Source organism: Desulfosporosinus sp. FKA (genome assembly GCF_002196785.1).
GTDB classification, from domain to species: domain Bacteria; phylum Bacillota; class Desulfitobacteriia; order Desulfitobacteriales; family Desulfitobacteriaceae; genus Desulfosporosinus; species Desulfosporosinus acididurans.
Window position 1 is genome coordinate 67,442 of record NZ_NAHZ01000015.1, and the last position, 18,699, is coordinate 86,140.

The window sequence follows — 18,699 nt, forward strand, 5'->3', positions numbered from 1 at the left end:
ATGAACGAGATGCCTAAGATTGAATATAAAACTAAAAATTTCAGCGTCGATCGCCTCAGTCTTGTCGAACAAATTAACAACGTTATCGATGACTACTCAGCACAGGGGTACAATCTTACGCTTAGACAAGTCTATTACCAAATGGTTGCCCGAGCCATTATCCCAAATAACGAGAGATCATATAAGAATCTGGGCGTTTTAATCAGTGACGCTCGCTTAGCGGGATTCATTGACTGGAATGCTATTGAAGATAGGACGAGAAATTTACAGGGAAGGTCTCACTGGCAGACCCCCGGAAACATGATCGACTCTGCCGCCTATTCTTACCACTTGGATTATTGGAACGGACAAAGGAATTACGTAGAGGTGTGGGTGGAAAAAGACGCCCTCATAGGTATCGTTGGGCAAATATGTCAACAACTCGACGTTAATTTTTTTTCATGCCGTGGTTATGTCAGTCAATCAGAAATGTGGGGAGCAGCTAGAAGGTTGAAACGAAGGCAAGACATGGGCCAACAAATTATTTTACTTCACCTTGGTGATCATGATCCAAGTGGTAAGGATATGAGCCGTGACATTCAGGAAAGACTTATTACGTTTGAAACCTATGGAGTTGAGTTTCATCGCTTGGCCTTGAATATGGACCAGGTGGAACTATATGGTCCGCCGCCGAATCCAACGAAGATAACGGACAGCCGGGCCGGTAATTATATCCGGGAGTTCGGTCATGACTGCTGGGAGCTGGATGCGCTGGAACCTCAAGTGATCAGTGAGCTAATCGGTTCAAATGTCCAAAAATACAGAAACGATAAGCTTTACAGGGCAGTGCTCAAACAAGAACGTGAAGAGAAGGGCATGTTAGAAGAAGTTGCTCTGCATTGGGGAGAAATTGCTGACAATTGGGATGATATCAAGGAAAGATATTGCTAGTAACTTTTGTATTTTCGTTTAGAACGTGTCCTTGAATAAAGTGGGAGGTCAGCGCGGTCTGGTCCTCTGAATGTACGGGAGAGAAATTGAATGAAATTATTTCTAGATGGTGAGCTAGTCCAAAAAGGCCAAGTCGTAGAAACATTCAGGGGGGAAAAATGCACAGTAATGAGTTGGCCAGCCCCCCATAAACCAAGCAGTTCAGGAAAGGTTTATGTTAAGTTCGGGCCATTGGATAAGTACGGGCAGGAAGTTTACCCAAGTGTCATAGGCGCAGAATTCCGTAAAGAGGAAGAGGATACTTAATGAAAAAAGTCGTATTCTTCGGATTTACGGACAATGAGCACCAAGAAACAACAATATGCAAGGACTGGGGGGAAGCTCATGACCTGTTTGATAATGCAGTGATTACCGAAAAGTATACCTACTTTGATATAACACTGGACGATGGGATGTCTGCCAAGGTAGTTAGGCAAATGACTTTAAGAAAGACCGTGTAATGGAATTCTGATGGTTGCATTTTCACTAATGGAACAGTCCTACATCAGCATTATATCGAAATCTGATATGGCCAAACTTTTAACATGGAGAGGTGAGGATATGTTGAACCTGCAAACGGAAGTTGAACGGGTACTCCACCGGGCCTGCGACTACAATTCTTTTATGAATGATGAGCAATTTTTTAAAGTCTATCAATATCCGACCATCTCCTTGGTGGTCACAAAACGAAATAATGACGTCACAGTGACATTTGGCGATGAACGCTTTGAGTTTCAACGACTTCCTTATAACTCGGCCTGGTACCCAATTCAAGTTGTTAAAGGTAATGAGGTGACATCCATTGTTATTAACTATGAAAATGGTCGTGCCTATAGTGCCCGAAACTGGCTTGCTTTTTGGGATTTAGCAGAAGAAGTGGCTAAGAAGATAACGGACACGGATCCAGAGATTTTGGTCTTAGAGCAAAAACAGATAGCTAAAGGAATTGCATTTGGGCAAATGTCTTTATGGTCCTGATTGTAGTATAGAAATTTAAGTGAAAAGGAGTTTTAAAACATGTCCGAATCAAAAGGTGCACCGGTTCTTTGTCAATGTGCAAATACGTATCAGGATAATCGAGGATGGGTTTACTTCGTCCGGCCTGGAATCGGTGGTGATGTTTTTAAGACGTTTTATCGGAGACCCGGCAGCAAAAAAGAACGGGGCTACACTCGCCTCCCTTGGCGACATAGTCCCCATGAAGCTCAGAAGGATCTCGATAAATTAGCTGCAGATAAAAAGTGGATGATTGCAGTGCGGAATACGGAGGAAATTAAAGGCTTCTCGTATATTTAGAGTGTAAAAGGCATTGCCCAAAATGTCTTATTAATTAAGAGTCATGAAAGAGTTTAGAACTGCTAAGTGATTAGGGAAAGGTCGCTGATTTCCATTGATTAGATCCAAGTTTCTTGACTTAAAACTCAATTACTATGCCTTGACGATAGCTATCTTAGGAGAATGCAATATAGAAACAGCATTTGAAAAAGTTCAAAGCGATCATCCGGAAATGGTTCATCCTCAGTTTTCAATGGATGATCTGGAAGATATGCGAAAACTCAAAGCCGAGGGTGTTTCTTGGCCGGAGCTCGGTAGAATTTATAACGTTCCATGGACCACCGTATACGGTAGGATACGCCCGCGAAATAGGAAGGAGGCTTAATAAAGAGTGCTTCAGGTAATTCGAAAATTCTCGGTAGAAATTACTCAGGAAGAATTGGACAGGCGTCCAGGAGGGCAAATCTCGCTTAGCAGGGTTTATCCTGTTGTAACAATTGAGGAAAAGGATAAAGATAAGATCCTTGTTGGGATTGTTGATGACGACGGTGGGATGTACTGGCTGCCCCTTCAGTGGCTTAAGGTTCGTGATATTGAAGTGTAGAAAATCCCTGGGTATGGGATATGGAGTTTGAGAGATTAGAGGCGGTTTGATCATGAACAAGTCGAAGATTGAATGGACCGATGCTGTTTGGAATCCAGTAACCGGCTGCAGTAAGGTTTCAGAAGGTTGCCGAAACTGCTATGCGGAACGCGAATGGCGGAGATTGTCGAGTAACTCTAAAACAGTTTATTATGGTCGGAAATTTAATGACGTGGTGTGTCATCCAGAGCGATTGTATCAGCCTTTACAGTGGAAAAAGCCGCGAAGGATATTTGTGAACTCTATGAGTGATTTATTTCATGAGGATGTACCGTTTGAGTTTATTGCCAAAGTGTATGACATTATTAAACAATGCCCACAACATACTTTCCAAATACTCACAAAGAGAGTAGACCGTGCACTGGGATTTTATAGATGGGATGTTGAAAAGACTGGACATTGCCCTGATAGTTATGCATGGTTAAGAAACGTTTGGTTTATTGCTACCACGGAGAATCAAGAAACTGCCAACGAAAGAATACCAAAGCTATTAAAAATACCTGCTTACACCAGAGGTATTAGCGCTGAACCGTTGTTAACGTCAATCAATCTAACGGGTTTGATTCCTCCACCAGGTACACGTTATCAATGTAGTTTTTGTGGTAGTTATGCCAATCAATTCTCATCACATTGCAAAACCTGTGGGAAAGAAGGCGGCTACAGCGGTTCATTTGCTAATTTAAGTTGGGTAATTACAGGCGGAGAATCAGGACCAGGAGCAAGACCGACACATCCGGATTGGGTACGGAGTTTGGTAGATCAATGCCAGGCAACTGAAGTTCCCTTTTTCTTTAAGCAATGGGGTGAGTGGTTCGTTCCAGAGGATGGTGCCGAGTCATGTAGAGTATGCGGATGTACATGGAATAACGCCTGTAATGGCGGATGTTATTGGATTGAACCTGGTCTCTGCAGCAGTTGTACCGGGAAACCAGTTCCGGATTATAGAGCTGTTAAATACGTGCGTATAGGTAAGAAGAAAGCTGGACGCCTACTTGACGGTAGGACATGGGATGAGCTGCCAGAGGTATCTAGTCATGAAATTAATCAAGAAGTTTTTTAAGAATTGAAACGATATTGAATTTGGTAAATTTGGAATCAGGACGCAACCGAAGGGTGTGGATTATGAGAAAAAAGACATTAGCAACCTCTTTGGTGGAATTGGCGGATACAGGTAAGAAGAAAAAACGAAGGTCATGTACTTAAGGAAAATGAGAACTTTTATCTGTGAGGAAGATGAGTCATGAACGAATGTTATTTCTGCCTTCTTCGTAACGACCACGGTGGAAAATGCGAGGGCAAAATAAGCACTATTCCATGCTTACTATTTAAGCGAGATCCACGTGGTTGCAGAAAATATCTCGAAAACATAAAATTTGACGTTCCCTTTGGAATAGACATCCCGGAAATAGGCGAGGAAACTACCGACTGGACAATGCGTGGGGTAGCTAAAACGTTGACTATCACCAACATTCGCAAGGTGGAATGGAATACTAATGCCAAGGGGTTACATGGAGTTCATTTTTGGGCGGATATTTGGTACTGGTCAGACGAAAATGGAGAATTGCCGCCAGAAAGACCGAAGCTGAAGCTTGTTAAGAGCGGAGGAGAACAAGGAGTAGAGAAACTAAGTTCCCGTAATAGACACCAGTTTACTCACTAGTAGTTTAGATCTTTTTTATCTCAACAAAACTGTTTTTAAACAAAGCGGCAACATATGACTACAAAAAAGACATAACGGGAGGAAGTGGAAACAATGGCGTGGATACCAAGTAACCAAGAAATTGCTAGACATCCAAAGACTAAACGGTTAGCCAGACTACTAGGAGTATCTCTCCCAGCTACAGTCGGTCACTTACATTTTTTATGGTGGTGGGCGCTCGATTTTGCTCAAGATGGTAATTTAACTGAGTTTGATGCTTTCGATCTTGCCGCAGCCTCTGAATGGGATGGGGATGAGAAGACGTTTGTGGCAGCTTTAATAAGTGCTGGCTGGATTGATGGTAACCCAGAGGATCCTGATGGACAGAAGTATATTCACGATTGGAAGGAGTATACAGGAAAACTCATAGAAAAGCGCGAAGAAGATGCGGCAAGAAAGAGAGAGGATCGAGAAAAGAAACGATTGCAAAAAACGAATCATTTTGAAACACCAACAAATACTTCGTCGTCATCCACAGAAAAAAATCCACTTCCCAATCGCTCGATGTCCCAAGAAAATCCCTTACCTCTGGACGAATCATCCTGTAATGGTCCAAAGGATGACGAGGGGTCGTCGGTTGGAGTTCCGTTGGATGGGAAGTCTGTATCGTTAGTACGTCCAACGGATGTCCAACGGACGTCCATAAATAATCCAGAGTCGTCCAACGTAACACTAACACTAACAGTACCAGAATATAAACCAATTATTGATGATGATGTTGATGATGATGCGCGCGCGCGAACTGAGAAAACGGAAACAGACTTGGAAATCGGAAATCTTGCGATAGAGTTCGCCAGGGAAAATTGGGGTCGTGACCTTGTTCCATTTGAAAAAGTCAAGATCGTTCAACATTGTCTTGATTTGGCGCGAGATGGTAGTTGTGATCCGGATGGAATGTTGATTAAAGCAATCGAGCGAAGTATTGATGCAAACAAGAAGCTACCCTATGTCCAATCAATCATAGAAGATTGGCGAGTTAACGGAATTATAGATCATGCTAGCTTAGCCAAACTTGATGGGGATCGCAAAAAATCACGTGGTGAAGATGTCAAGCGTCGAGGTAATAAAGAACGAGTGCATACCAGAGATACAGGGCAAGTGTCTTCTTCTGGAGTCGCTCTCAAGGGCGAAAAGTACGCAAATTTTTATCTCTGAAGGCGTAAATTGTGGTCATCGCCAGAAGGATGTCATATGACTTTAAATGATTTTCATTAACCAGAAATAAGCCAAATAATACAAGGAAAGTGAAATAATAGGTGAGTTAAAGAACGTATTACATAAAGTAAAACGAATCGGGGCTTATTCGGGAAACAAACACAATGCATACAGTGTCAGAGCCAGTTAACGCAAAATTACTGGAACAATACTTAAGTAATTGTATATAGATTGGCCCTGCATAAACAGTTTGTTAATAACTATCTTTACTTTAATTTAATTCTCCCTCGGAAACCTTCCATAGTTTAAACTCAGGAAGTTTCATAAACTCGATATGGCAGTCGTTTTTTAGTCGTTGGTATTTGGCTTGTTTTTTAGTTGGGGTTTCTTCGTAAATAATTCTTACCCCTCCGTTTGTATATGCAGAAAAATAAATACCATTATTCTTTCGTTCGCAAAAAAAATTTAGTCTATCATTAAAGTTAAATTGATGTGCCTTTTTTTGGTCATTAAAAGGGAATGAATAAAGATGTAATTTATGTTTCTTCATAAAGTCCAAAGTTTTTTCCAAGAATTCTAAGCCATATAAATCTATTAACGTTAAACAATTTTTTATAAAGTTTAGTTCCAAGTTTAGACCAGATTCAAGCTTCATGGCACTAATTTTTTTCATTAATTTTAGATCTTTTGCGGCAAATTGACCTCTAATATGAAATGGTAAATCTCGAAACATATTCTCAAACGAACTGCCGGCTAGAATCTCGAAAAAATCGCCGGGATATTCAACTTCATTAACTAAGTTTCCGTTTTCATCAAATTCTTCTACCCTTATAAATACTTTTCTGTACTTGTTACTCTTCAAAATTGTATACAATTTTAGCTACCACCTTTAATGATTTTGTTTGTCTCTATAATTTCTTTATCGGTTTACAATACCAAATTTATAAGTGTAGGTACAACATCAATAACGGGAAGAAACTGTATAGGAGTAGACAAAGTAGATAAATACAAAAACTTTTATTTGTATACTCTAAGTAAGCGATTTCGTAGGGAAGAAGGTGAAAAGATGGGCGAAAAGGTGGGCGAAAAGGCCAAGTCGGAGAAGGTAAAAAGAATAGAGAGTACTTTTGATATACAAATCCAATGCGTTCAGTGCAAGAGCCGTGCTGTAAGAATTTTAAGTAACGGGCAATACTTTTGCGCGGACTGCTGTACACAATTTGCGATCAGTGAAGGCCATGTGACATTGTATTCCATCAGCATCGATGGTGGACTGTTAAAAATCAGCTGAAAGTTTTCGAAGGAGGAAGTCAAGTGATTCATGTTCTCATCAGCATTGCCCTTTTGATAGCCTTGGGTGGCACTATTGCCTGGGTTCAGGAAGAGACCAGAAGAGAGGGACTAACATGAAACGATACGGTTCAGTGGGTACCCGAAGCTTGCTATTCGGTGTGCACCAATATTTATGGCATCCCGTCACAGTTTGGTTGGCTTGGAAGGAGCTTTATGGCCGTCCAAATTGGCAAGAAACTCTGTGCATCGTCCTGCACGATCTTGGCTACTGGGGTAAGAAAAGTATGAATGGCAACGATGGAGTGAATCATCCAGAAGCTGGTGCGGAATTGGCTGGGCGATTGTTTGGAGAAGAGTATCGGCAGCTCGTCCTTGGTCACAGCCGCAGCTATGCCCAGAGCCATAACACGAATCCCAGCAGACTTTGCTGGGCGGACAAGCTATCGATTAAATATGAACCTTGGTGGTTTTATCTGACACGTGCCCGGCTAAGTGGTGAGCTTAAAGAGTATCGGGCCATGGCGGATCAAAAGGGCTTTATAGGCAAAAATCGATCCCATAGGGAGTGGCTCAGCCGACTAAAAAGGCAAATGATCGAGCAAGCCTATGAGGAAGCAAACGTGGCCGGTCGAATGTCTGGCCCACAATGCCAGGAGCTACCGACAAAGCCGTATCATAATGCTAATCGTGAATTAAGGGCACAGGTAATTGATGAGAACGGCAAGCCGGGGATCTCTTGCATGTTAAAGCTTCGGCTGAAATGAAAAATAATTTAAAAGGGGTCTCAAAAGATGCTGGAAAAAAGCTTAGAGCGAGTTAAATTATTTTGTACTGAATTAACAACGATTTACACCCAAGGTGATAGTTACATCAAGGTCTTAGATGTCTTGGGGCTTAACAGGGAAACGAAGTTAACAGTGGAAGAAGTATGGAATCTTGCAGACAGTGTACAAAAAGAACTAATTTTGCGAGGTGTCATTTATTTGCCTGGCTATTCTAAACGTAAAAATTCGGGTTTATCCATGTCTGCAGATGGTAGATTGTAGAGCTTTTCCACCATAACTCCAAATATTATGAATTAAGAAATCTATCGATACAAGTAAAAACCTCTTGCAATTTTTCCTGAACAGAGCGTTAATGGACACACAAAGGCAGAGAATGTTAGCATGAGGAGGAAACTACTTTTATGGAAAAAGACGAAGCCCGATCCTTAGCAACCCAAATTATAGCAGGTAAATACCCAGACTTATGGGATGCCCTCTGCGAAGTGTATGAAGTCGATGAAGACACTTGCACCATCTCCCAGCTTATCAACATCTTAGAAGATGAAGACCCTGAAATGCTCGGCCCGTTTATACACTAGCTGAAAATGAATTAATAATTTATGCAAAAGCACCACAAATTTTTGAGGTGCTTTTGCTTGCATGTGGGATACGAAGTTGATAAAATAATTATAGAACATACGTTTTCGATATATTAAACATACGTTCTATAATTCGCATAAGGAGTGAGGATAATGAATAGTCCAATAAAATGGATGGGTGGAAAGTTTCGCTTAAGAAATACAATTCTAGAGATGTTGCCCCAAGATCATCTTTGCTATGTTGAAGTATTCGGCGGGGCAGGATGGGTACTCTTCGCCAAATCTCTCTCTAAAATAGAAGTTCTGAATGATATCAATGGTGAACTTATTAACTTTTTCAAAGTTGTTCGTGACAAAACGCAGGATTTCATTCGAGCGTTTGAATATCTTCTGGTCTCCAGGCAGATTTTTGAAGAGTATAAAAGAGCAAATCCTCAAGAATTAGATGATATAGAACGGGCCGTCAGATTCTATTATTTAGTGCATTTCAGCTTTGGGGCAAGGATGCAAAGTTTTATCATTAGTCCTACCAACGTTAAACTTGCTCTTAAGACATTGGAACAAGAAATAAAACAGTCTAGAGTGCGGCTCTTAAATACAATTATTGAAAATCGGGATTTTGAGAAGTTGATTTTAAGTTATGATAGGTCCAGCACATTGTTTTACTGTGACCCTCCGTATTACGGACTGACGGGGTATAGTAGCCAGGGGAGTGGGGCATTTACAATAGAGGATCATATCAGGCTCAGAGACGTTTTATCTCGCCTCCAAGGCCGATACTTACTAAGCATCAATGACCATCCAGACATTCGAGAGTTATATAACGGATTCAATATTGAAGAAGTGAGCCTTCGCTATTCTGTTTCGCGGAAAGATAAGAGTACCTTGAAAAAAGAATTGCTTATATCGAATTACTGTAATAGTGATATGGCTAATAGTCAAATAGCTGCTTAGAGATGATTTATTTGTGAAAATCCTCATGCGGCCTATTGAAATGCTTGCCTGGTTTACGAAAGAAGGTGTGATAAATCCAATAAGGTATAGGATCACATCTGAACAAAGCGAGTCGGTTGTTGTTAAGGTTGATAAGGTTATACTACGAACTGAGGAAAAATTGGCCGGAAATAAGATGATTATTTTTCGCTGCCAAAGTGTTATCAATGGTTTACAGAAAGTTTATGGAGTCAAGTACGAAATAAGCACTTGCAAGTGGTTCTTATTTAAGATGTAATCAAGGAAAATGGGGAGGATTCTAGATTTTAATCAAATATCTAAAATGCCCAGTTGCGAAAGGGCTCACACGGCAGATGAATTGAATGCTGAAAACACTAGATACCACGGCGGTGGTTGTAAACCCATAAGTGAGGGCTATGGAAAAAACTTCTGGTCGTATCGATGCCTATATGCGGGTATGTGGCTACCGGGAAAGATCTAAAAGAATGCAATAAAAAATAGGCCCTTCGGGGCCTATTTTTTCTAAAGAGTTACACTTATACTTGGATTAAATTTAGAAATGAAATTCACTAGGATTTTTCATTGAAAGAAGTCTTAAAGTTTACTATTATTTATTATTTTTATTGTTTTTAATAGGTTTCTTGTAATATCTCTTATATTTGTCGGAAAAGTTGGCGTGTCAGCATAGAACGATATTCTTATGTAATCATCTGTTCCTATTGATATCCAATACTCCTCAGTGCTGATATATTTGTCACCAAAAGAAGCAGTCCATTCCGTTAGAAAAGTGTCGTAGTTATTTTGATTGATTTTACTAACACGGTATGATTTGTAATCGAAAGGGCTTAAGGATTTGCTTTCATTCAAAAAATCTGATAAATTGCTTATTTTCCACATTTGTATATAACCACGAAATCCTAATTTATTATCTTCAAAATATTTGGTGGATCGTATTTGTCCCTGATCAAAATTGTTTAAGTCGAAATGTAAACTTGTTGTTTCAGGAAGCTCTAAGGTAACTGTATAATCTTCCAATGTTAAGGACGTAGAACGATAGTTGTTTGATATATTAGATAAAGAATTATTTTCAGCCGTCTGTTTTAAAATAGAAACAGAACCATTGTATAAAATAAATGTTGACATAATTAAAATTATAATTATTAATGTAATTAATTTAGTTTGTGTTATTTTATTCATAATTCCCCTACTCTCATATTAATTATTGGCATGGAAAATTAAGGGTTGACAAAAAGTGGATGCCCATATATATTATGATTAAGAAATGGGAAATATTCCTAAAAATTTGTAAATGGAGGAGAAAAAGATGTTCACTAAAAAGAAATTAGGGATTGTGATCGTTTTACTTATTGTCCTTACCTTCGCATTTTCGTCTATTGCACAAGCTTCAGCATTTTATGGTTTAAGTGTTAGCCCGTCTTCAGACACTGCTTATTCATCAAATAACTACTGGGTATATTACAATGCATCTTTTACTACAGGTGAAACAGGCTATTATATGATGGAAGTTTGGCATGACGGAGTGCTAACTCATACTCAATTAAATTTGCAAAATGGTTGGAATTTAACTAATTATCCGGATTATTGGGGGGATTCTTCTTTAGGAAATCACACAGAGTATTTTAGGGTATATAAACAGTCAGGTTATAACAGTATAACAAAAGCATCCGGTTTACTTATTGATTTTACAAGATCTATAAAAGTACAATGAGCCTATTAATTTCCTTAAGTTTTATCAAACCAATATTCAATTTATTTAAAAAGAGACAGTTATTGATACTCTAGAAAAAGTTAACACCTTTCTACGAATAGAAGGGTGTTAACTTTTTCTGGAGTATTTGAAAATGTCTGTTATTAGTGACTCGTAATGATTTTTACGAACAAAAAAATTATTGGTGGCATCAATTAGTAAGAGTAGAACCTTGATGATATATAGATAAATATTCATTTGATTTATAGGTAGCTTCGTTGGTAACTTATTTACTAATTGAACGTTTTATATTACTCCTGTTAGACAGACACTACACGGTGAATGCTGTCAACGGGAGTAATACAATTTTGCAGCATTTCAATATAGTTACTTATAAGAGGTAGTTTTAGCTGTCTCTTTTATCACCTAACGGTTGAATACTTATGTAGAAATAGTATTAATCCCTAGCGGACCAAAAAATAGAAGCCTAGTACCTACATCCAATTATCCCGCTTGGAATGGTAGCATCAAAATGTCGACGTATGTTTGGAGAAATTACACTAAAAGACAAAGGGTATTATTTGTAATAGGGTGATTGTTGTTATGGATATTAAAATTCCTTCTCGTCAAGGTATTACCTTTTGAAAGAGGTTATAATCAATGGAATATCAAGAAAATCAACGATATACACGGAAACTAGCAATTGTTGAAGAATATGGGGATGCCCGTCAGAGAGTTGTGATTTTAAAAGATGATGAAGAATGTAAACTCATTTGGGTAACTAGGGATTCGAGTAATATATACCAATATTTCAAATCAAGACGTTTATACAGTTTTAAAGTTCATCGGATATTCTGTGATAAGATTTTCATTTCAAATATGATCAGACAGGCAGGAGTTTTAGATTGATTTGTTGGGGTGTCGCCAACTTTCCAACAAAACCCACGATAAGAAATGATTATCCATTTCCGGAATATAGTAGCCAAAAAACCACTTTGATTATCCAAAATGTACGTTTAAGTATCCATACTTTGCCTCCGTGGTGACACGAATGCCCCAGGCCCTGTGTATGGATGCTAATCACATTATTTTGATGTAAAATAATTGTAATAAAGTACTCAAATCTGTACGAAAAGGAAAAGACAAGAAAGGTGGGATTAAATATGCAAGAAACTTTTTTGTTATCCAAAGCAAATAAGTTTAAACTCTCAGAAATGGAGATGCAGAATTATACTTATGATGAAAATAGTGGTCTTAATATAATTACGGAGAATGGTGTAAAGAAAGTCGCAGTCATGATGCAATGTTTCAGCCCTACACATTCAAAAACTATGGCATGGCCAGGGGATGACGACCCGGACGAGGGAAGATGTTACTGATAATTACTGAGAAAGCTGATCTTACTACTGATTATTTAATACTGAAATTGTTAGAAAGAAAAGTTCCATTTATTCGGTTAAACACAGAAGACTATACTTCGTGTTTCGGTCTTGATTTTTCGATACAAAATGAGCAAGAATCCTATTTATTAAGTAATAACGGGAAGCAAATTCTCTTACATGAAATTACTGGGGCTTATTTTAGAAGGCCAGCCCTTCCAAATTTAGACGGAAAGATAGCTCCGTCCCAAATTAAATTTGCCCAAAGAGAAATGGAAACTGTTTTATCAGGCTATTTTAGACTAATTGATGAATCAAAATGGTTAAATCATCCAAAGTATATTTTTCTTTCAAATAATAAAATTGAACAATTAGCAGTTGCGAGAAAAATGGGAATGACTATACCTGACACACTAATAACCAGCAATAAAGATGCAATAAGGCATTTTGCCAAAATGCATAAATCTGTAATTGCTAAGGCTGTTAAGCATGGCTTTTATGCGTTTGATGATGAAGTCTACCTAGCTTTTACTCAACAAATTGATGATTCTTATTTAGAGCGTATTGAGAAATACGCAACAGTTCCAATGATTTTACAGAAAAGAATAGACAAGGAATATGATATTCGCATTAACGTAATAGGTGATAAGGTTTTTGCTACTGCTATATTGTCACAAGAGTACCCCATAAGCCAGCTCGACTGGAGAGTTTGGGATGTTTGCGAGAAATTTGATTTAAAACATAAACCAATAAAGCTACCAGTTGATATTGAAAAAAAATGTATAACTATTAACGAACACTTTCACTTGGGTTTTTCTGCAATTGATATGGCTCTATCTAAAACGGGAGAATATATATTTTTAGAACTTAATCCAAACGGTCAATGGGCATGGATTGAAGAAAACACAGGATATCCATTAAGGGATACAATTATTGATTATTTTGAGGTGTTTAAAAATTGAGCTATATTAGTTATGAATATAAAAACCCTTCTAACGATGCAAATGTTCTTGATATTTCAGCCAGACTAATTTCAGAACAAATAGAGAAGGAAAACGCCAGAGGCGAATCGGCGGATAATAGAATTAATATATTATTTTGTCTTATAGGAATTTATGCCTCTGTTATTCTGGCTACTAATGGTGTTATATTTGGCAAAGATAGTAATCCTTCTATTATTCTTAAATTTATCTTTATTGGAGTAATTATATTACTTGTGATGTCAGTCTCTAATGCACTGATGACTATATTAGTTAAACAGGTTGATCAGCTTTCCCCTGAGATGGTGAATGAAATTCAGTCCTTTTCTGAGATAGAGGCACTACAATACGAAGTAAAATGGAAAATATGGCAGTATAATAAGTTAAATGAAAGTAATACAACTAAACTTTTTTATTTACATAGGGTACAAAGAAACATTCTCTTAAGTATTCTATATCTATTGATCATGACTGTATTAATATACTTTAATAATTATATACATCTTTATGAATTAAACTCCTCTTGTCTACGTTATATAGAGATTGGTCTAGGTATAATTGCTTTCCTATTTTCAATTTTTATAAATTACTTGCTTGAAAAATTTAGTTTTTGGAATAAACCTAGATAGCTCCAAGGAAACCTCTATTTTGTTATAAAATTTTTATTTCGCATATGCGACCTGCTTAATTAACAGATAGCCAATATTTTAGATTGGCTTACCGAAAATAGAAAGACATTTTATTTGAAAAAGATCCCAGATAATTAGAAGAATTTAATATCGTAGAATGTCGTATTCTAAGACCTAAATAGCTTTATGAGAGAAGGCAATAGGGGCTGCCGTGAATAGATTATATTGAGAAGTTTTTGGAAAATTGCAATGTCTTTGAGACATCCTTAAAAAGTTATAACTATGTTCCCCGGCGATTTCAGAAATGGGTGGAAGAGACAATGGGGGATTCTTTCACTCCTGATCAATTGAGTGAAATGATTATTGAAGACTATATGCAATCCATAAGAGAAAAGTCCCCAGCCTATATCACCAAGAGTCTAGTCTTCATAAAAATGTTTACATTATGGGCGTACGATAAACAATTTATTGATCATGATCCGGCCCAATCGATCAAGTTTCTGGAACAAGTGGACTCAGGCCCAAAATGGGTCAAGTCCTGGGGAGAGAAAGAAGCTGATTAATTATCTTTATCGTGGAGACGTGGATAGTCGAATTATTCTATTGATCGTGTTAAGCCTTTCGGCAGGATTAAGAGCTGAAGAAGTCACGGAAATCAAGAATGACGAAGAATCGTTCTTTTAAATAAAGATGTCGTTGATGTTATTAGGAATTACTGTCAGGACTATCCGGACCGGCGCAAGGGATATCTGTTTGCGAACTTAAGGAAAGGCACAAAATTAACAACTCGTGCTATTCAATACATAATGCAGGATCTTCAGGAAATCTTTGAGTTCGAAGAACCCTTAACGTATCATCGGTTAAGACACACCTGTTTTAAGAAAATGGCGGATTACAGAGAACCCCTTGATCGTATTGCCCAAATTACCGGGCATATTAAGAAAAACGGACGTCTAAATCTTGATACAACGGTGATCTACACAAAGCTCAATCTTGATGATTTACAAGAAGTCGTTCGCCGGCAGGGGTGGGATTGATAATAACTCATGCTAAAAGTCATATAAAGCGCTAAAAGATAAATGATGTAAGTGCGTGCGGCTGCGCGCTTTTTTAGCCTCATTTACTATGTTTAAAGCCGATTGATTGATTTTACAGATGGGCGAACAGTCAAAGATTGCGCCGGTGGAAAAATATTAGGGAATTTGTATTGTTTCATCAAGGTTATGATTATAAAAATAATTCCAATATAAGTATGCGAAAGATTCATGAAGGTTGAAGAAACTGTAAACATTTCTTCAAATTAATATACGGTAATTTATTTGGTACTAGAAGCGATAGAGAAATCACCGGAACTAAGTATAGTCGACCGAGTTTCAAAGAATGCTCAGTCTTTACCTTTAAAGAGAAAATACACAATCGATATGCATTATGAGATGCACACCAATGCCGTGAATAAGTTATAATTTTAGATAGAACGACTTTAAAAGTTATAGAACAACAAAAAACGTTGACTTTCTCTTTTTATACTGATATTAATAGTTTGTGCACACTCAATTTCTTTATTTCGGGAGGAAATGCATTCATGAGCAATGATGATCGGTGGCTTTCTCTAGCTGAAATATGCGAATATCTTGGAATAAGCAGGGATACAGCTATTAAATGGATAAACAAAAAGAATATGCCTGCTCATAAAGTTGGACGCTTATGGAAATTTCGCACTTCTGAAATTGATGACTGGGTTAGATCAGGCGGTGCTACTGAAAGTAATCTGTAGGAAGGAGGGGTTGAATGGGAACCGTTATTAGCGTGATTGAGAAGGCAACTTCAGGTGTTAGTTTCAATTCTCACAAATACTGCCATGAAAACTTTGATCGAGGTAGTATTGATTACGATGACAATAAAGACATCGTTTGGAAAGATTACGGCGAGACCGAAAAACTTACCAAACCAGTAGACTTGAAATCCGCTGCAGATGCTAGAAGGGATTTTCCGTCCATTTTTTCCTACTTCCTAGATGGCTCGCGCCATACTTATAAAGTTGACGATATGTCTTACCAAAGGAATGTATATCCTGTTATCGCTGGCCAGATTGGCGTTGGTTGTTGTCAGCGAGTTAACAGAACACTACGTCCGGCTCTATCATTTGAACGTAAACTTGCAATTGTTTTACCGGATAAAGCCTTTAGCACCGACTGGGATGGTGAAGATCAGGCAAAACCTTTGTTAGAGCAAATTAATAAAAATACTATACTAAAAAACCAACATCCTATTCATTTTAGTGAATTACTAATTTATGATACGAACAAAGACGAAAAATTCGAAAAAAAAGGTATAGCAAAAATTCAAGATTACATGATTGAACTTGAAAAGCAAATGGTTGCAGACTTGGTTGCGGCTGGAAAGTTGAATGAATCAAATTATTTAATAAAGGATGGATCTCTTGATTATCAAAGAGTATCATCAAAGAAAAATAAACATGCCTTAAATCTAAGTAGCGAACACATTAGAAATAATTACCGGCGAGTTATAGGTGTTTCAAAGTCCTTTGACCCGACAAAATGTCTTGTGCAAGGTGGAGGGACAAACTCTAATATTATTGCAAACCTAAAGCCTTATCAAAGAACACCAGCTTTTCGCTATGAATCGAAGCGAGCAAATGTTGATTTTTGTATTTGGTATCTAAGAATTCGGGATGCACGATATACTCATAGTATTTTTGATGGCATACTCAAAATTGAAAAAATAGTCATTACAGAAAAAGAGCGAGTTCATGGCATAGACTCTGATGACATTAACAATATCACCGCATACTTGATTAACGAGCGAAATCCGGTGTGCTATGGTGCAGATGAAAGATGGGCAAATCATTTATATCCTGTCTATCTAACAGAACAATATGTTAAAAGCAAATACTTAAGTAATAACTTGTTCTTGCAACTATTTTAGGAGGCAGAGATATGAGTTTAATTGGGCGTATTATAGCAACAGAAAAAGTGCCGACTACTATTGACAGTTTTTGTTTCTGGACAAATACTGATTTAATTCTCAATCCCTTTGATGTTGTTAAGGTTGAACACATCAAAGGGAGCAAGACGTTTGCGGTAATAGAGGAAATCTCACATATTACCGATTCGGCCAGCTTCCTTTCCAACTTTATTTCAAACGATTTTGGTGACGTAAATACAGACGCTCCAACCCTTCGCATAGGCATGAACTACGTGAGGGCAAATGTAGTTGGAAACGACAAGAACATTTTTATACCAGTTCAGAGTGGCCAGAGAGTATATTTGGCGAGTAGGGATGAGGTAAGTGAAGCGCTAGGCCTTTCAGATATTAAGAATCCGTTGGTATGTGGTTATCTCGAAATGTATGAAAGTTCTGGTGACAACAACAAAATTACGCTCCCCGTCAACGTTGACTCCAATTTCCTGATTGGGCCGGAAGGCGCACATTTGAACATTTCCGGCATATCTGGTCTGGCAGCTAAAACGTCATATGCTATGTTCTTGTTAAAGGCCATTCAAGATAAGTATCTCAATAAAGAAGAAGACGATGAAAATGACAGCGTTGCCTTTGTTGTGTTTAATGTCAAGGGACGTGATCTACTAGCTATAGATGAACCAAATGATTTTGGGGGGGAAACAGAAAGAGCGGAAGTGGTGAAAGATAAATACAAGATGCTGAAACTGTCTACTAAACCTTTCAGTCAGGTCAAGTACTTCTATCCGTATTCTACAAAAACAAAATCAAATTCCTATGCTCCAAAGGAACTTTTTGACAAACAGAAACAGCAGAAAAAAGCATTTCAATATAAATTTACTTACGAGCAAGACAAAGATACTATTGATTTGATGTTCTCAAACATAGAAGACTCCACGCAGACGATGGCCGGTATTATTAACCAGATCATTGATGGGCAAAACGGCTTCAATTTAGTATCTACCTGGCAGAATTTTATTCGAAAGCTAGAAGAACAGTGCGAGTCTGGCAACACCTCTAGCACCAGAAACAAGGAAATAGGTGTAGTGAGCTGGAGGAAATTTACCCGCCTTATCAAAAAGTCTGTCCATAATAATCCTTTGTTCAATGACCTTAGCGAGGGCAATGGAGAAGTACGTATTGCTGACAAAATATCCGAAATACAGAAAAATGATGTTTATGTGATAGATATTGCTAAACTAGACACCGACATGCAGTCGTATGTATTTGGTAACGTCATCAGAGAACTGTACAACTTTCAATTGGAGGAGAAGGCTTTCAGTAATGGCAAATACCCACCCTCCAAAATTATTGTGTTCATCGACGAGCTGAATAAGTTTGCATCTAAGGATTCTCCGAAGGATTCACCAATATTGAAACAAATACTTGATATCGCTGAAAGAGGCCGTTCTTTGGGCGTGGTTTTGTTTGCTGCGGAGCAGTTCAAAAGCGCTATACATAATAGGGTTTCAGGCAATTGCTCAACCTTTGCATATGGACGTACTAATGCTATCGAGCTCTCTAACAGTGAGTATAAGTATATTCCTTCTGTCTACAAGAACATGATGACCCGTCTGAAACAGGGCGAATATATTGTTCAGAATCCGATTTTTAGATCGCTTCTTAATATCAAATTCCCAGAGCCTATTTACAAGCAATTCAAATCATAAGGA

The 18,699-nt window shown here is 38.0% G+C and carries 28 protein-coding genes; 26 read left to right on the forward strand and 2 right to left on the reverse strand.

Features of this window, described 5'->3' with window-relative positions:
* Positions 1-9 precede the first annotated feature (9 nt).
* From B5771_RS03850 to B5771_RS03895, 10 genes are all read left to right on the forward strand, one after another.
* Positions 10-930: a hypothetical protein gene (locus B5771_RS03850; protein ID WP_088186353.1), complete on the forward strand. Its 921-nt coding sequence runs from the start codon at positions 10-12 to the stop codon at positions 928-930.
* A gap of 90 nt (positions 931-1,020) precedes the next feature.
* Positions 1,021-1,236, forward strand: coding sequence for a hypothetical protein (locus tag B5771_RS03855; protein ID WP_088186354.1), 216 nt, complete (start codon positions 1,021-1,023; stop codon positions 1,234-1,236).
* Complete coding sequence (locus B5771_RS03860; protein ID WP_088186355.1) at positions 1,236-1,430, forward strand: hypothetical protein; 195 nt, start codon at positions 1,236-1,238, stop codon at positions 1,428-1,430. The genes B5771_RS03855 and B5771_RS03860 overlap by 1 nt, the downstream gene beginning before the upstream one ends.
* Before the next feature lie 100 nt (positions 1,431-1,530).
* Positions 1,531-1,947, forward strand: a complete 417-nt coding sequence (locus B5771_RS03865; RefSeq protein ID WP_088186356.1) for a hypothetical protein — start codon at positions 1,531-1,533, stop codon at positions 1,945-1,947.
* Positions 1,948-1,986: 39 nt separating this feature from the next.
* On the forward strand, positions 1,987-2,265 hold the full coding sequence (locus tag B5771_RS03870) for a hypothetical protein (protein ID WP_088186357.1): 279 nt from the start codon (positions 1,987-1,989) through the stop codon (positions 2,263-2,265).
* 94 nt (positions 2,266-2,359) lie between these two features.
* A complete protein-coding gene (locus tag B5771_RS03875; protein ID WP_088186358.1) occupies positions 2,360-2,629 on the forward strand; it encodes a hypothetical protein in 270 nt (89 codons plus the stop codon).
* A 6-nt stretch (positions 2,630-2,635) separates the two neighbouring features.
* Positions 2,636-2,848 carry a hypothetical protein gene (locus B5771_RS03880; protein ID WP_088186359.1) on the forward strand — a complete coding sequence of 71 codons (213 nt, stop codon included), beginning with the start codon at positions 2,636-2,638 and terminating at the stop codon, positions 2,846-2,848.
* Positions 2,849-2,900: 52 nt separating this feature from the next.
* Complete coding sequence (locus B5771_RS03885; RefSeq protein WP_088186360.1) at positions 2,901-3,947, forward strand: phage Gp37/Gp68 family protein; 1,047 nt, start codon at positions 2,901-2,903, stop codon at positions 3,945-3,947.
* 180 nt (positions 3,948-4,127) lie between these two features.
* A complete protein-coding gene (locus tag B5771_RS03890; protein WP_088186361.1) occupies positions 4,128-4,547 on the forward strand; it encodes a hypothetical protein in 420 nt (139 codons plus the stop codon).
* Between the two features lie 93 nt (positions 4,548-4,640).
* Positions 4,641-5,741, forward strand: coding sequence for a DnaD domain protein (locus B5771_RS03895; RefSeq protein WP_088186362.1), 1,101 nt, complete (start codon positions 4,641-4,643; stop codon positions 5,739-5,741).
* Positions 5,742-6,012: 271 nt separating this feature from the next.
* Here the strand turns inward: B5771_RS03895 and B5771_RS03900 are convergent, their stop codons facing one another.
* The gene (locus B5771_RS03900; protein WP_088186363.1) at positions 6,013-6,615 is read right to left on the reverse strand and encodes a hypothetical protein; all 603 of its coding nucleotides are present in this window, start codon (positions 6,613-6,615) and stop codon (positions 6,013-6,015) included.
* Positions 6,616-6,807: 192 nt separating this feature from the next.
* On the opposite strand from B5771_RS03900, the gene B5771_RS03905 reads away from it, so the two are divergent.
* The 6 genes from B5771_RS03905 (at position 6,808) to B5771_RS03925 (ending at position 9,628) form a co-directional block, all read left to right on the forward strand.
* Positions 6,808-7,032 carry a hypothetical protein gene (locus B5771_RS03905; protein WP_088186364.1) on the forward strand — a complete coding sequence of 75 codons (225 nt, stop codon included), beginning with the start codon at positions 6,808-6,810 and terminating at the stop codon, positions 7,030-7,032.
* A 115-nt stretch (positions 7,033-7,147) separates the two neighbouring features.
* Complete coding sequence (locus B5771_RS03910) at positions 7,148-7,798, forward strand: hypothetical protein (RefSeq protein ID WP_242966723.1); 651 nt, start codon at positions 7,148-7,150, stop codon at positions 7,796-7,798.
* 27 nt (positions 7,799-7,825) lie between these two features.
* Positions 7,826-8,080: a hypothetical protein gene (locus B5771_RS03915; protein ID WP_088186365.1), complete on the forward strand. Its 255-nt coding sequence runs from the start codon at positions 7,826-7,828 to the stop codon at positions 8,078-8,080.
* A 140-nt stretch (positions 8,081-8,220) separates the two neighbouring features.
* Complete coding sequence (locus B5771_RS24135) at positions 8,221-8,397, forward strand: hypothetical protein (protein ID WP_172408148.1); 177 nt, start codon at positions 8,221-8,223, stop codon at positions 8,395-8,397.
* Positions 8,398-8,550: 153 nt separating this feature from the next.
* A complete protein-coding gene (locus B5771_RS03920) occupies positions 8,551-9,351 on the forward strand; it encodes a DNA adenine methylase (protein ID WP_088186366.1) in 801 nt (266 codons plus the stop codon).
* Positions 9,352-9,364: 13 nt separating this feature from the next.
* Positions 9,365-9,628, forward strand: a complete 264-nt coding sequence (locus tag B5771_RS03925) for a hypothetical protein (RefSeq protein WP_088186367.1) — start codon at positions 9,365-9,367, stop codon at positions 9,626-9,628.
* A gap of 317 nt (positions 9,629-9,945) precedes the next feature.
* Here the strand turns inward: B5771_RS03925 and B5771_RS03930 are convergent, their stop codons facing one another.
* Positions 9,946-10,548, reverse strand: a complete 603-nt coding sequence (locus tag B5771_RS03930) for a hypothetical protein (RefSeq protein ID WP_088186368.1) — start codon at positions 10,546-10,548, stop codon at positions 9,946-9,948.
* A gap of 127 nt (positions 10,549-10,675) precedes the next feature.
* On the opposite strand from B5771_RS03930, the gene B5771_RS03935 reads away from it, so the two are divergent.
* The 10 genes from B5771_RS03935 (at position 10,676) to B5771_RS03975 (ending at position 18,696) form a co-directional block, all read left to right on the forward strand.
* Positions 10,676-11,080 (forward strand): hypothetical protein, encoded by a 405-nt coding sequence (locus tag B5771_RS03935; protein WP_088186369.1) that lies wholly within the window; start codon positions 10,676-10,678, stop codon positions 11,078-11,080.
* Positions 11,081-11,719: 639 nt separating this feature from the next.
* On the forward strand, positions 11,720-11,968 hold the full coding sequence (locus B5771_RS03940; protein WP_088186370.1) for a hypothetical protein: 249 nt from the start codon (positions 11,720-11,722) through the stop codon (positions 11,966-11,968).
* A gap of 254 nt (positions 11,969-12,222) precedes the next feature.
* Positions 12,223-12,438, forward strand: a complete 216-nt coding sequence (locus tag B5771_RS03945; protein ID WP_088186371.1) for a hypothetical protein — start codon at positions 12,223-12,225, stop codon at positions 12,436-12,438.
* Entirely contained in the window at positions 12,429-13,400 is a 972-nt protein-coding gene (locus B5771_RS03950; RefSeq protein ID WP_088186372.1) for an MvdC/MvdD family ATP grasp protein, read from the forward strand. The genes B5771_RS03945 and B5771_RS03950 overlap by 10 nt, the downstream gene beginning before the upstream one ends.
* Positions 13,397-14,047 carry a hypothetical protein gene (locus B5771_RS03955; RefSeq protein WP_088186373.1) on the forward strand — a complete coding sequence of 217 codons (651 nt, stop codon included), beginning with the start codon at positions 13,397-13,399 and terminating at the stop codon, positions 14,045-14,047. The genes B5771_RS03950 and B5771_RS03955 overlap by 4 nt, the downstream gene beginning before the upstream one ends.
* Positions 14,048-14,367: 320 nt before the next feature.
* The gene (locus B5771_RS24680) at positions 14,368-14,610 is read left to right on the forward strand and encodes a hypothetical protein (protein ID WP_242966724.1); all 243 of its coding nucleotides are present in this window, start codon (positions 14,368-14,370) and stop codon (positions 14,608-14,610) included.
* Between the two features lie 108 nt (positions 14,611-14,718).
* Positions 14,719-15,084 (forward strand): tyrosine-type recombinase/integrase, encoded by a 366-nt coding sequence (locus B5771_RS24685; RefSeq protein WP_282433314.1) that lies wholly within the window; start codon positions 14,719-14,721, stop codon positions 15,082-15,084.
* A 545-nt stretch (positions 15,085-15,629) separates the two neighbouring features.
* Positions 15,630-15,821 (forward strand): helix-turn-helix domain-containing protein, encoded by a 192-nt coding sequence (locus B5771_RS03965; protein WP_088186374.1) that lies wholly within the window; start codon positions 15,630-15,632, stop codon positions 15,819-15,821.
* Positions 15,822-15,835: 14 nt separating this feature from the next.
* Entirely contained in the window at positions 15,836-16,993 is a 1,158-nt protein-coding gene (locus B5771_RS03970) for a hypothetical protein (RefSeq protein ID WP_088186375.1), read from the forward strand.
* 11 nt (positions 16,994-17,004) lie between these two features.
* On the forward strand, positions 17,005-18,696 hold the full coding sequence (locus tag B5771_RS03975) for an ATP-binding protein (RefSeq protein WP_088186376.1): 1,692 nt from the start codon (positions 17,005-17,007) through the stop codon (positions 18,694-18,696).
* Positions 18,697-18,699 lie beyond the last annotated feature (3 nt).